Source organism: Streptomyces sp. NPDC001219 (assembly GCF_053597915.1).
The window spans coordinates 22,019-37,038 of the sequence record NZ_JBSFJF010000028.1 but is presented as its reverse complement, the minus strand read 5'-3'; the positions used below and the strand labels follow the sequence as shown (position 1 = coordinate 37,038).

The following is a 15,020-nucleotide window of genomic DNA, read 5'->3' as shown; positions in this document are numbered from 1 at the left end:
CGGAACGCACACCGACCGCCGGTTTCTTGAAGGGCTGACGCTACATGGACAACGAGGACAAGCTCCGCGACTACCTCAAGCGGGTCACCACGGATCTGCGGCAGACCCGCCGCAGGCTGCAGGAGGTGGAGTCGCGGGAGCACGATCCCATCGCGATCGTCGCCATGGCCTGCCGCCTTCCGGGAGGGGTGCGCTCGCCCGAGGAGCTGTGGCGGCTGGTGGCCGAAGGCACCGACGCCATCGGACCCATGCCGACCGACCGCGGCTGGGACGTGGAGAAGTTGTACGACCCGGACCCCGACCGGGCGGGCAGCAGCTATGTCCGCCAGGGCGGCTTCCTCTACGACGCCCCGGAGTTCGACGCCGGCTTCTTCGAGATCTCCCCGCGCGAGGCCCTCGCCATGGACCCGCAGCAGCGGCTCCTCCTGGAGACCTCCTGGGAGGTCTTCGAGCGTGCGGGCATCGACCCGACCTCGGTACGCGGCAGCGCGGCCGGCGTCTTCGTCGGGTCGAGCAATCAGGGTTATGCCGCTTCCACCGACGGGAGCACCGCCCCGGAGGGCGTCGAGGGCCATCTGCTGACCGGAGGGTCGGCAGCCGTACTCTCCGGACGGCTCGCCTACAGCTTCGGGCTGGAGGGGCCGGCGGTCACCGTCGACACCATGTGCTCGTCCTCGCTGGTCGCCCTGCATCTCGCCGTCCAGGCGCTGCGGCACGGCGAGTGCGAGATGGCGCTCGCCTGCGGAGCGACCGTGATGTCCTCGGCACGGAACTTCGTGGAGTTCAGCCGTCAGCGGGGGCTCGCGCGGGACGGACGGTGCAAGCCGTTCGCCGCGGCCGCCGACGGCACCGCGTGGGGTGAAGGCGTCGGTGTCCTGCTGCTGGAGCGCCTGTCGGAGGCCCGCCGCAACGGCCATCCGGTACTGGCGGTGATCCGCGGCAGCGCCACCAACCAGGACGGTGCGTCGAACGGCCTGACCGCGCCGAACGGGCCTTCGCAGCAGCGGGTGATCCGGGCCGCGCTGGCCGATGCCGGTCTGTCGGCCGGTGAGGTGGATGCGGTGGAGGCGCATGGCACGGGCACGTCGCTGGGTGATCCGATCGAGGCGCAGGCGTTGCTGGCCACCTACGGGCAGGAGCGGGACGGGGACCGGCCGCTGTGGCTCGGCTCGTTCAAGTCGAACATCGGGCATGCCCAAGCCGCCTCCGGCATCGCCGGAGTGATGAAGATGGTGCAGGCGCTGCGCCATGGCGTCCTGCCCGCGACGCTCCATGTCGACGCGCCCTCCCCGCATGTCGACTGGTCGACGGGGAACGTCCGTCTGCTCACCGAAGAGACCGCATGGCCCGAGACCGACGCGCCCCGGCGGGCCGGTGTGTCGTCATTCGGCGGCAGTGGCACCAACGCCCATGTCCTGCTCGAACAGGCGCCGGCGGCGGACCCCACCGACGAACGGCCCGCGGCCTCCCCCGCCCGGGACCTGGCGCCCGCCACGCTGCCCTGGGTGGTCTCCGGGCGCTCCGCGACGGCCTTGCGTGCGCAGGCAGACCGGCTGGCGTCGTGGGCGGAGCCCAGCGGACAGTCGCCGGCGGACACCGGACATGCGCTGGTGGACACGGGGCATGCGCTGGTGGCCTCGCGTGCGGCCCTGGAGCACCGGGCCGTGGTGGTGGGCGCCGACCAGGAAGCACTGGTCGCCGGACTGCGTGCGGTGGCGGAGGGCGAGACGCCCGCCGGTGCGGTGGTGGGCGACGCGGGAGCCCTGGAGGGCGACGCCGATGTGGTGTTCGTGTTCCCGGGGCAGGGGTCGCAGTGGGTGGGGATGGCGGTGGAGTTGCTGGATTCCTCGCCGGTGTTTGCGGGTCGGTTGGCGGAGTGTGGGGCGGCGTTGGAGCCGTTCACGGACTGGTCGTTGAGTGGTGTGTTGCGTGGGGTGGACGGGGCGCCGGGCCTGGACCGTGTCGATGTGGTGCAGCCGGTGTTGTGGGCCGTGATGGTGTCGTTGGCGGAGGTGTGGCGGGCTCATGGTGTGGAGCCTGCGGCGGTGGTCGGACACAGTCAGGGGGAGATCGCGGCGGCGTGTGTCGCCGGAGCGTTGAGTCTGGAGGATGGCGCCCGGGTGGTGGCCCAGCGCAGCAAGGCGATCCGCGCCCTGTCGGGTCGTGGCGGGATGGTGTCCGTGGCCCTGTCCTCGTCCGAGGTCGTGGGGCTGATCGAGCCGTGGGACGGTCGGGTTTCGGTTGCGGCCGTCAACGGTCCTACGTCCGTGGTGGTTTCCGGTGATGCGGACGCGCTCGATGAGCTGATGCACGTATGTCAGGAGCGCGAGGTCCGAGCCCGCCGCATCGACGTCGACTACGCCTCGCACTCGGCCCATGTGGAGTCGATCCGCGAGGAGTTGCTCGACGTTCTGGCGCCGGTCGCACCCCGGACGTCGTCCGTGCCGTTCTTCTCGACGGTGACGGGGGAGTGGCTGGACACGGCGGAGCTGGACGCCGGGTACTGGTTCACGAATCTGCGGCAGACGGTGCGGCTGGAGCCCGCGGTGCGTGAGCTGCTGGCGTCGGATCACCGGGTGTTTGTAGAGGTCAGCCCGCATCCGGTGCTGACGATGCCGGTGCAGGAGACCGCCGAGGCGGCGGGTGCGGATGCCGTGGTGACGGGGACGCTGCGCCGTGACGACGGTGGTCTGGCGCGGCTCTACACCTCCCTCGGTGAGCTGTATGTGAACGGTGTGGAGGTGGACTGGTCGGCGGCCTTTGCCGGGCATCGTCCGCAGCTCGTCGACCTGCCCACGTACGCCTTCCAACGTCGGCGGTACTGGTTGGAACCGGCTCAGTCGTCGGTGGACGGCGCGGTCGATCCATTGGATGCGCGGTTCTGGGACGCGGTGGAGCGTGCGGATCTGGAGGGTCTGGCGGCGACGTTGGGCCTGGCGGAGCCGGGGGCTTTGGCGGAGGTGTTGCCGGTGTTGTCGTCGTGGCGGCAGGGGCGGCAGCAGCGGAGCACCGTGGACGGCTGGCGCTACCGGATCGCCTGGCGACCCCAAACCGAGCCGCGACAGGGCAAGTTGGAAGGTGTCTGGCTCGTCGTCGTACCCGCCGACCACCTGGACAACGACCTCGTACGGGCCACGCTCCAGGGCATGGGGGACAACGGCGCCGAGACCGTGCTCCTCGTCCTGGAGGAGTCGACCACCGCACGCCAAGGTGTGGCCGACCAGCTGCGCGACTCCCTCAGGGCCGGTGCCCCCAGCGGCGTGGTCTCCTTCCTCGCCCTGGACGAGCGGCCGCTGACCGGGCACCCCGAGGTCACCGTGGGACTGGTCCAGTCCGTGGCCCTGATGCAGGCGCTGCTCGACGCCGCGGTGGAGGCTCCGCTGTGGCTGCTCACGACCGAGTCCGCCGCAACCGGCTTCGCCGACGACGAGGTCCGGCATCCGCTCCAGGCAGCCGTCTGGGGCCTGGCCCGCGTGTTCGCCCTGGAGCACCCCAAGCTGTGGGGCGGCCTTGTCGACCTGCCCGCCGCACTGGACGACCAGGGGACGGCCCTGCTGTCCGGGGTCCTCGCAGCGGGAGGTGAGGAGGATCAGCTTGCCCTCCGCGGCTCCGCGCTCCTCACCCGCCGGCTCACCCGCGCCCCCCTGGACGGCGGCGAGCCGGTCGCTCCCTGGCGCACCAGCGGAACCGCGCTGGTCACCGGCGGTACCGGAGGCCTCGGCGCACACACCGCCCGGCTGCTCGCCCGTAACGGCGCCGAGCATCTGGTGCTGACCAGCCGACGCGGCCCGGACGCCCCGGGCGCGGCAGAACTACGCGACGAACTGGCCGAGTTGGGTGCTCGGGTCACCATCGCCGCCTGCGATGTGACGGACGCCGACGCGCTGGCCGAGCTGGTCGCCCAGGTCGAGTCCGAGGGCCCGGCCATCCGCTCCGTCGTGCACACCGCCGGCGTCGGTCTGCTCGTGCCGCTCGCCGACACCACACTGGAGGAGTTCGCCGAGGGCGCCCGCGCCAAGCTGCTCGGCGCCCGCAACCTCGACGCGCTCTTCGACCGCGACGGACTGGACGCCTTCGTGCTGTACTCGTCCGTCGCCGGCACCTGGGGCAGCGGCGATCACGGTGCCTACGCCGCATCGAACGCCTACGTCGACGCGCTCGCGGCACACCGGCGCGCCCGCGGCCTGACGGGTGCCTCGATCGCCTGGGGCATCTGGAGCCCGGAAGGCGGCGGCATGGCCGTCGATGTCGTCCAGGAGCAACTGCGCTGGCGCGGCATCCCGTTCATGCCGGCGCAGCTTGCCGTACGGGGACTTCAGCAGGCGCTCGACCACGATGAGACCTTCCTCGCCGTGGCCGACATCGACTGGGAACGCTTCGTCCCCGTCTTCACCGCCGCGCACCGCCGTCCGCTGCTGCACGAGATCCCCGAGGTGCTGCGGGCGCTGGAGGCCGACGAGGCCGACACGGACGCCGCCGAGAGCACCTCCGAGTCGCTCCGCTCCCAGCTCGCCGGGCTGGCACCCGCCGAACGCGAGCGGCAGCTCGCCGACCTCGTGCGCAAGCAGGTCGCGGCCGTGCTCGGACACGCGGACACGTCGGAGGTCGAGACCGGCCGCGCCTTCCGTGAGCTGGGCTTCGACTCCCTCACCGCGGTCGAGCTGCGCAACCGGCTCAACACCGCCACCGGACAGAAGCTCCCCGCCACCGTGGTCTTCGACCATCCGAACGTGAAGGCGCTCGCCGGGCATCTGGAGACCACCCTGGTCGGTGCCGGCGGCCCGCTGCCCATGCCGACCGCCGCCTCGGACACCGCGGCCCCCGCCGCTCCCGCAGACGACGACCCGATCGCCATCGTGTCCATGGCCTGCCGCTATCCGGGAGGCGTACGGTCGCCCGAGGACCTGTGGCAGCTGGTGCGGGACCGGACGGACGCGATCTCGGAGTTCCCCGCCGACCGGGGCTGGGACCTCGACGGGCTCTACGACCCGGACCCGGACCGCACCGGCACCTGCTACGTCCGCGAAGGCGGATTCCTCGACGCGGCCGGTGACTTCGACCCCGAGTTCTTCGGGATCTCGCCGCGCGAGGCCCTCGCCATGGACCCGCAGCAACGCCTCCTCCTGGAGACCTCCTGGGAGGCGATCGAGCGCGGGGGCATCGACCCCAGAACGCTGCGCGGCACCCCGACCGGCGTCTTCTTCGGGGCCGCCTACCAGGGATACGGCAACGGCGAGGCCCCGGAAGGGCTGGAGGGGCACCTCATCACCGGAACGGTGACAAGCATCGCCTCCGGCCGTATCTCCTACACGCTCGGACTGGAAGGCCCCGCGATCACGCTGGACACGGGCTGTTCGTCCTCGCTGGTGTCGCTGCATCTGGCCGTACAGGCACTGCGCTCGGGCGAGTGCTCCCTGGCGATCGCCGGCGCCGCGGCGGTGATGAGCGAACCGATCGGCCTCGTGGGCTTCAGCCGTCAGCGGGGGCTGGCGCGGGACGGGCGGTGCAAGCCGTTCTCGGCGGCGGCCGACGGCATGGGCATGGCCGAGGGCGTCGGCGTGCTGCTGGTGGAACGCCTGTCGGACGCCCGCCGCAACGGGCATCCGGTGCTGGCGGTCGTCCGCGGAACGGCGATCAACCAGGACGGTGCCTCCAACGGTCTCACCGCACCCAATGGCCTCTCCCAGCAGCGGGTGATCCGGGCCGCGCTGGCCGATGCCGGTCTGGCGGCCGGTGAGGTCGATGCAGTGGAGGCGCACGGCACCGGTACGTCGTTGGGTGATCCGATCGAGGCGCAGGCGTTGCTGGCCACCTACGGGCAGGGGCGGGAGGCGGACCGGCCGCTGTGGCTCGGGTCGGTCAAGTCGAACATCGGGCACACCCAGGCAGCCTCCGGCATGGCCGGGATCATGAAGACCGTGCAGGCGCTACGCCACGGCGAGCTGCCGGCGACGCTCCACGCCGACGAGCCGTCGCCGCATGTGGAGTGGCCGTCGGGCGCGGTGGAGCTGCTGACCGAGGCCCGGCCATGGACGGTGGAGGACGACCGTCCGCGCCGCGCCGGTGTCTCGTCCTTCGGTGTGAGTGGGACCAATGCGCATGTGATCGTCGAGCAGGCCGAGGAGTCCGAAGGGGCTGGGCCGGCTGGCGTAGCGACGGCCGGTGCTCCGGCGTCGGGTGTGGTGGTGCCGTGGGTGGTGTCGGGTCGTTCCGAGGGTGCGTTGGTGGCTCAGGCGGAGCGGTTGGTGTCGCGGGTGGCAGGTGCCGACTGGTCGCCGGTTGATGTGGGTTGGTCGTTGGTGGCGTCGCGGTCGTCGTTTGAGTACCGGGCGGTGGTTGTGGGCTCGGATAGCGATGAACTGACCGCAAAATTGGGAGAGGTGGGCGCGTTCGCTGCGGCGGGTGATCCGGGCAGGACGGTGTTCGTGTTCCCGGGTCAGGGGTCGCAGTGGGCGGGGATGGCGGTGGAGTTGTTGGACTCCTCGCCGGTGTTCGCGGCCCGGTTGGCCGAGTGTGAGGCGGCGTTGGAGCCGTTCACGGACTGGTCGTTGAGTGGTGTGTTGCGTGGGGCGGAAGGTGCGCCGGGCTTGGACCGGGTCGATGTGGTCCAGCCGGTGTTGTGGGCCGTGATGGTGTCGTTGGCCGAGGTGTGGCGCGCCCATGGTGTGGAGCCTGCGGCGGTCGTCGGGCACAGCCAAGGGGAGATCGCGGCGGCATGTGTGGCCGGGGCGTTGACTCTGGAGGACGGCGCCCGGGTCGTAGCCCTGCGCAGCAAGGCGATCCGTGCGTTGTCGGGGCGTGGCGGGATGGTGTCCGTCGCCCTGCCCTCCTCCGAGGTCGTGGAGCTGATCGAACCGTGGGACGGCCGGGTCTCGGTCGCGGCGGTCAACGGCCCGTCGTCCGTTGTGGTCTCCGGTGATGCCGACGCGCTGGACGAGCTGTTCGAGGGCTGCCGGGAGCGCGATATCCGTGCGCGTCGGATCGAGGTGGATTACGCCTCGCACTCGGCGCATGTGGAGTCGATCCGCGAGGAGTTGCTGGAGGTTTTGGCGCCGGTCGCACCCCGGACGTCGTCCGTGCCGTTCTTCTCGACGGTGACGGGGGAGTGGCTGGACACGGCGGAGCTGGACGCCGGGTACTGGTTCACGAATCTGCGGCAGACGGTGCGGCTGGAGCCCGCGGTGCGTGAGCTGCTGGCGCTGGATCACCGGGTGTTCGTGGAGGTCAGCCCGCACCCCGTCCTGACGATGCCGGTGCAGGAGACCACTGAGGCGGCGGGTGCGGATGCCGTGGTGACGGGGACGCTGCGCCGTGACGACGGTGGTCTGGCGCGCCTCTACACCTCCCTCGGCGAGCTGTACGTACACGGTGTCGAAGTCGACTGGTCCCCGGCGTTCGCCGCGCATCGTCCGCAGCTCGTCGACCTGCCCACCTACGCCTTCCAGCACCGTCGCTACTGGCTCGCACCGCACAAGCCCGCAGCAGGGCCGGCCGCCTCGGGACTCGTCGACGCCGGATTCTGGGAGACCGTCGAGCGCGCGGATGCGGACGCTCTCGCCGAGACGCTCGGGCTGTCCGATGACGGTGCGCTGCGTGAGGTCCTGCCCGCGCTCTCGCTGTGGCACCAGCAACGGCAGCAGCGGAGCACGGTCGACGGGTGGCGCTACCGGATCGTCTGGCGACCCCAACCGGAACCCGAGCGCACCGGCTTGGACGGCACGTGGCTGGTCGTCGTACCCGACGGCCACCAGGACTCCTCGGCGGCCGAGGGCGTTGTCCGCGCGCTCCGGTCGGGCGCCGTGGACTTCAGGATCGTGACCGTCGGTGCGGAGGACGGCGACCGGGAACGCCTGGCCGGCCGACTGCGCGAGGAGGCGGGTACGGCGGCCGGGGCGATTGGCGGGGTGCTCTCCCTCGTGGCCCTGGACGAGCAACCGTGGGCCGTCACCGAGTCCCTGCCGGCCGGGCTGGTCCTGATGACGTCGCTGCTGCAGGCGCTCGGTGACGCCGGGATCGACGCTCCGCTGTGGTGTGCGACCCGTGGCGCGGTGTCGGTGAACCGTGCCGAGGCCCTCGACCACCCGGTGCAGGCGACGGCGTGGGGGCTGGGCCGGATCGCCGCCTTCGAGTATCCGCAGCGGTGGGGCGGACTCGTCGACCTGCCGGGCGAGTGGGACGACCGGGCCGGACGGCGGCTGGTCGCGCTGCTGGCGCAGAACTCCGGCGAGGACCAGCTGGCGCTGCGTGGGTCCGGAGTCTTCACCCGCCGGATGCTGCGGTCGCTCCCGGGAGACCCGCCGGCCGGGGAGGGCTGGCGGCCGCAGGGCACCGTCCTGGTCACCGGTGGGACGGGCGCGTTGGGCGGGCACCTCGCCCGCTGGCTCGCCCGCAACGGCGCGGAGCAACTCGTGCTCGTCAGCCGCCGGGGCCCCGAGGCGCCGGGCGCCCAGGCGCTCGTCGAGGAGCTGGCCGCGCTCGGAGCACAGGCAACCGTGCGGGCATGTGATGTCGGCGACCGGGCAGCGGTGACGGCACTCCTCGCGAGCCTGCCGGAGGAACAGCCGCTGACCGCGGTGGTGCACACGGCAGGAGTCCTCGACGACGGGGTGATCGACCAGCTCACCCCGGACCGCGCCGAGACCGTGTGGGAGCCGAAGGCGGGGGCCGCGTTCGCCCTCCACGAGGCGACCCGGCACCTGGACCTGTCGGCGTTCATCCTGTTCTCCTCCATGGCGGGCACGCTCGGCGGCCCCGGCCAGGGCAGCTACGCGGCGGCCAACGCCTGCCTGGACGCGCTCGCCCTGCAGCGCCGCGCCGAGGGACTGCCCGCGACGTCGATCGCCTGGGGAGCCTGGGGCGGCGGCGGTCTGGTGGGTGAGGAACTGGCGCAGCGGCTCCGCCGTGACGGAGTGCCGCCGATGGACCCCGATCTGGCTGTCTCCGCATTGCAGACGGCCCTGGACCAGGGCGAGACGTTCCTGGTCGTCGCGGACGTCGACTGGCGCAGGGCCACGGCCCGGAGGGTCGCCGCGGTGAGTGAGCTGCCCGAGGTCCAGGCATCGGGCGGCGACGGCTCCGAGGGGGCCGCGGTGCGCGGCGACGCGGTGCCGCTCGTCGTACGGCTGCGGGAACTCGCGCCGGGGGAGCGGCGTGCGGCGCTGCTGGACGAGGTAGCGGCCGCGGCCGCCGCCGTCCTCGGCCACGACCGAGCCGACGCGATCCCCGCCGACCGGGCGTTCCGTGACCTGGGCTATGACTCGCTGACCGCCGTCGAGCTGCGCAACCGGCTCGCCGAGGCGACCGGCCTGCGGTTGCCGGTCACCCTGGTGTTCGACCACCCGACGGCGGCCGCGCTCACGGTGTTCCTGCACGACGGGCTCTTCGGCGCGGAGCCGGAGAGCGCGGCCCCGGCCGCACCCGCCGTTCCGGTGGACGACGATCCGGTCGTCATCGTCGGGATGAGCTGCCGCTATCCGGGCGGGGCCGACACACCCGAGGACCTGTGGCGGCTGCTCGACGAGGGCACCGACGCCGTCTCGGGGTTCCCCACCAACCGCGGCTGGGACATCGAGCGGCTCTACGACCCGGACCCCGACAAGCCCGGAACGTTCTACGCCCGCGACGGCGGGTTCCTCTACGACGCCGACCACTTCGACCCGGCGTTCTTCGGGATCTCGCCGCGTGAGGCGGTCGCCATCGACCCTCAGCAGCGGCTCCTCCTGGAGACCTCCTGGGAGGCGATCGAGCGGGCGGGCATCGACCCGGAGACGCTCCGTGGCACGGCGGCCGGCGTCTTCGTCGGTTCGAACTACGACGACTACGGCTCCCGTGTGGGCACCGCCCCGGAGGGCATGGAAGGACATCTGGCGACGGGCAGCGCGAGCAGTGTCGCCTCCGGCCGTATCGCCTACACCCTGGGCCTGGAGGGGCCGGCCGTCACGGTGGACACGGCGTGTTCGTCGTCGCTGGTCGCCCTGCATCTGGCGAGTCAGGCCCTGCGGTCCGGCGAATGCACGCTCGCGCTGGCCGCCGGTGTGACGGTGATCTCGACCCCGCAGACCTTCATCGAGTTCAGCAGGCAGCGGGCACTCGCTCCCGACGGCCGCTGCAAGGCGTTCTCGGCGGACGCCGACGGCGCCGGGTGGGCCGAGGGAGTCGGTGTCGTCCTGCTGGAGCGGCTGTCCGAGGCCCGGCGTCGTGGACACCCGGTGCTGGCCGTCGTCAAGGGCTCGGCCGTCAACCAGGACGGCGCCTCCAACGGCCTGACCGCACCCAACGGGCCCTCCCAGCAGCGCGTCATCCGCCAGGCGCTGGCCGGCGCGGGACTGTCCACGGGCGACATCGACGCCGTCGAGGCCCATGGGACCGGTACCCGGCTCGGCGACCCGATCGAGGCGCAGGCGCTCCTCGCCACCTACGGCCAGGAACGGCCCGCGGAACGCCCGTTGTGGCTCGGCTCGGTCAAGTCGAACCTCGGCCACACCCAGGCCGCGGCCGGAGTCGCCGGCGTCATCAAGATGGTGCAGGCGATGCGGCACGGAGTGCTGCCGCGCACCCTGCACGCCGCGCAGCCGTCGCCGCACATCGACTGGTCGGCGGGGAACGTGCGGCTGCTGGACGAGCCGCAGGAGTGGACACCGGGCGCCGGCCCGCGCCGGGCCGGTGTCTCCGCCTTCGGCATCAGCGGCACCAACGCGCATGTGATCCTCGAAGAGCCCGAGCCCGACCCGGTGGCCGTCGAGTCCGGCGTCACCCCGCAGGGCCGTCAGCCGGAGGCCGCGGGCGCGCCGACGGCCGTCGTCCCCTGGCTGCTGTCCGCCCGCGGCGCACCGGCCCTGCGGGCCCAGGCCCGGCGGCTGGCGGAACACCTCGCCCGCAAGCCCGAGTTCACCCCTGCCGACATCGCGCTGTCCCTGGCCACCTCGCGCACCGGATTCGAGGACCGGGCCGCCTTCCTCGGCCGGGACACCGGTGAACTGACCGCGGCACTCCGGGCGTTCGCCGACGGCCGGGAGCACCCACGGGTCGCTGCGGACCGCGCCCGCCCCGGAAAGCTGGCCTTCCTCTTCCCGGGGCAGGGATCGCAGCGCGCCGGGACCGGACGGAGCCTCTACGCGACCCATGACGCCTTCGCCGACGCCCTGGACGCGGTCTGCGCACACCTGGACGGCCACCTCGACCGGCCCCTGCGCGAAGTACTGTTCGCCCGGCCCGGCACACCCGAGGCGGACCTCCTCGACCGGACCGTCTACACCCAGGCCGGTCTCTTCGCCCTCGAAGTCGCCCTGTTCCGGCTGCTCGAAAGCTACGGGGTGCGCCCGGACCTGCTGCTCGGCCACTCGATCGGGGAACTGGCCGCCGCACATGTCGCCGGGGTGTTCTCCCTGGCGGACGCCTGCCGTCTGGTCGCCGCCCGCGGCCGGCTGATGCAGGCGCTGCCCGCCGGCGGAGCGATGGTGTCCGTCCAGGCGGCCGAGGAGGACGTCCTGCCGCTGCTCGCACCGTACGAGGGCAGGGTCGCGGTCGCCGCGGTCAACGGACCGGCCGCCACCGTCCTGAGCGGCGACGAGGACGCCGTCACCGAGGTCGCCGGACACCTGGCCGCCGCTGGACACCGGACCAGGCGGCTGCGGGTCAGCCATGCCTTCCACTCGGCCCGCATGGACGCGATGCTCGACGAGTTCGCTTCCGTGGCAGCGGAGTTGAGCTACCAGCCGCCGACCGTACCCGTCGTCTCGAACGTCACCGGCCGCCCGGCCACGGCCGAGGAGCTGTGCAGCCCCGACTACTGGGTGCGCCACGTACGGCAGGCGGTCCGCTTCCACGACGGGGCCCGCACCCTGGAAGAGCTGGGCGCGCGCACCCTTCTCGACCTCGGGTCCGGGGTGCTGACCGCCATGGCGGACGAGTGCCTGACCACCACCGACGGGGTCTTCCTCGGTGCGCTGCTGCGCCGGGACACCGAGGAACCGGAGTCGCTCACCACCGCCCTCGCCCACCTGCATCTGCGCGGCCACGGCCCGGACTGGGAGCGCTGCCTCGCGTCCTCGGGCGCCCGGCGGGTGCCGCTGCCCACCTACCCGTTCCAGCGGCAGCGGTACTGGCTGGAGGCCGCTGACCCGACCGACGTCTCGGCCGTGGGGCTGGAGGCGGCGGGGCATCCGCTGCTCGGTGCGGCGGTGCCGCTCGCCGGTTCCGGCGGTGCCCTGTACACCGGGCTGCTCTCGGCGGGGCGCCAGCCGTGGCTGGCCGACCACGCCCTGGACGGCACGCTGCTGTTCCCCGGCACCGGATTCGTGGAACTGGCGCTCCAGGTCTGCGAACGGACCGGCGCCCGCCACGTGGAGGAGCTCACCCTGCAGGCCCCGCTGGTGGTCCCGGAGGACGGCACGGTGCAGCTTCAGGTCACCGTCGGGGAGGCGGACGAGTCGGGCCGCCGCCCGCTGTCCGTGCACGCGCGCCCCGCGACCGGCACGGACGGTGAGGAGCAGCCCTGGACCCGGCACGCCGAGGGCACCCTCGCCGACGGCCCGCCCGCGACCGGGACGCCTGCCGACGGCCCGTCCGGGACCGGGACGCCCGCGGACCTCACCGCCTGGCCGCCGCCGGGTGCCGACCCGGTCGACGTCTCCGACCTGTACGAGCGCACCGCCGCGAACGGCTTCGCCTACGGACCGGCCTTCCGCGGTCTGCAGGCCGCCTGGCGCCGGGGCGAGGAGGTGTTCGCCGAGGTCACCCTGCCCGAGCAGTACCGCGACACCGGCTTCGTGCTGCACCCGGCGCTGCTGGACGCCGCGCTGCACACGGTCGCCCTGGCCGCACCCGACACCGAACGGGCCGTGCTGCCCTTCAGCTTCCGGGCGGTCACCGCGACGGCCGCGGCCCGCCCGGACACCGTGCGGGTCCGTCTCGTCCGACAGGCCGACGACACCTACGGAGTGCGGCTGGCGGACGCCTCGGGCGCCCCGCTCGCCGCGCTGCCGGCCTGCGTCCTGCGGCCGGTCGACCCCGCACAGCTGGCCGCCGCCGGACCGAAGCCGGCCGACCTGTACCGGATGGACTGGGCGGACCTGGCGCTGGGCGAACCTCCGGCCGAGCCGTATGCGGTCATCGGCACGGACGTACCCCAGGTCCCCGGTGACCACCACGCCCGGTACCCGGACCTGTCCGCGCTGACCGCGGCCGTCGACGCCGGGGCCGCGGTGCCCGCCACGGTCCTCATCGGCTGCCGGCCGGCCGAGGGCGATCCGGCCGGGGCCACCCGCCGGGCCGTGCACCACGCACTGGACCTGGCACAGGACTGGCTCCGCGACGAGCGGTTCAGCGCCTCGCGGCTGGTCCTGTGCACCCGCGACGCCGTGGCGGACCGGGCCGGCGCCGCGGTTCCCGGACTGGCACAGTCCGCCGTCTGGGGCCTCATCCGCACCGCCAAGGCCGAGAACCCCGGCCGCTTCGCGCTGCTCGACCACGACGGCACGGCACGGTCAGCAGCCGCGCTGCCCGCTGCCCTGGCGACCGGCGAACCCGAGATCGCGCTCCGCGAGGGCGGGGCCCGGGTGCCGCGTCTGGTGCGGGCCCGGGCGGCCGAGCCGTTCCGGGGCCTCGGCGCCGACGGCACGGTGCTGATCACCGGGGGCGGCGGCATGCTCGGCCGGCTCGTCGCCCGTCATCTGGTGACGGCTCATGGCGTACGCGGCCTGCTGCTCGCCGGCCGTCGGGGGCGGACGGCGGAGGGGATGCCCGAACTGGAGAAGGAGCTGCGCGAGTTGGGCGCCGAGGTCGACATCGCCGCCTGCGATCTCACCGACCGGGCCGACACCGCCCGGCTGCTGGCCTCCGTACCCGCCGAACGCCCGCTCAGCGCGGTGATCCACACCGCGGGAGTCCTCGACGACGGGGTGCTCGGGTCCCTGACCGCGGACCGGGTGGACACCGTGCTGCGGGCCAAGACCGATGCCGTACTCCACCTCGACGAGCTGACCCGTGGCCTCGACCTGACGGCGTTCGTCCTGTTCTCCTCGCTCGCCGGGACCTTCGGCGGGGTCGGACAGGGCAACTACGCGGCGGCCAACGCGTTCCTCGATGCCTTCGCCCACTCCCGGCGGGCCGCCGGACGTCCCGCCGTCTCCCTCGCCTGGGGCCTGTGGGCCGAACGCAGCGGGATGACCACCAAGCTGGACGAGACCGACCTCCACCGGATGGCCAGGGGCGGGGTGCGCCCCATGCCGTCGGACCAGGCCCTGGCGCTGCTCGATGCGGCACTCGCCACGGGTGAGCCGTTCCTCGTCCCGGCCCGGCTCGATCTGGCGGCGCTGCGGACCGCGGCCGGCGAAGTGCCCCCGCTGCTGCGGTCGCTGGCCGGCCCGCGGCCCAGGACGGCGACCGGACGGCCGGGCCCCGCGCCCGCCGCCCAGGCCGATCAGCTCGGCACCCGCCTCGCCGCGCTGCCGGAGACCGACCGGCGCCAGGCGGTGCTCGACGCCGTCCTGGGCCAGGCCGCGCTGGTGCTGGGCCACAGCTCGGCCGACGCGATCGACCCCGAGCGCGGCTTCCTGGAGCTGGGCTTCGACTCGCTGACCGCCGTCGAGCTGCGCAACCGGCTCACCACCGTGACCGGGACCAGGCTGCCCGCGACCCTGCTGTTCGACTACCCGGAACCGGGGGGCCTCGCCGACCATCTGCTCGGCAGGCTGGGCCCCGCGGTGGAGCAGCGGCCGGCCAACGGCGACCCCGCACCCGGCTCGCTCGACGCCTGGGAGGCACAGACCGAGCGGCTCATGGACGACACGGCCGCCAGGTCCTCGCTGCGCAGTCGGCTGCAGGGACTCATGGACCGGCTCGACAGCCTCCCCGAGGACCCGGACGCCGGGCTGGAGGACCGGCTGGACCAGGCATCGGACGACGAGCTGTTCGACTTCATCGAGCAGGAACTCGGCGGGTCATGACGGGCTGACCGCCCGCCCGCACACCGGCTCCGGCCGCCCACTGAGGCGCCGCCGGAGCCGGTACCGTCCGGCAGC

General features: G+C 73.3%; 1 protein-coding gene. It reads left to right on the top strand.

What is annotated here, in order from left to right; all coding sequences use genetic code 11:
• Positions 1-44 precede the first annotated feature (44 nt).
• Positions 45-14,945 carry a type I polyketide synthase gene (locus ACWC9R_RS19745; RefSeq protein ID WP_450733146.1) on the top strand — a complete coding sequence of 4,967 codons (14,901 nt, stop codon included), beginning with the start codon at positions 45-47 and terminating at the stop codon, positions 14,943-14,945.
• Positions 14,946-15,020 lie beyond the last annotated feature (75 nt).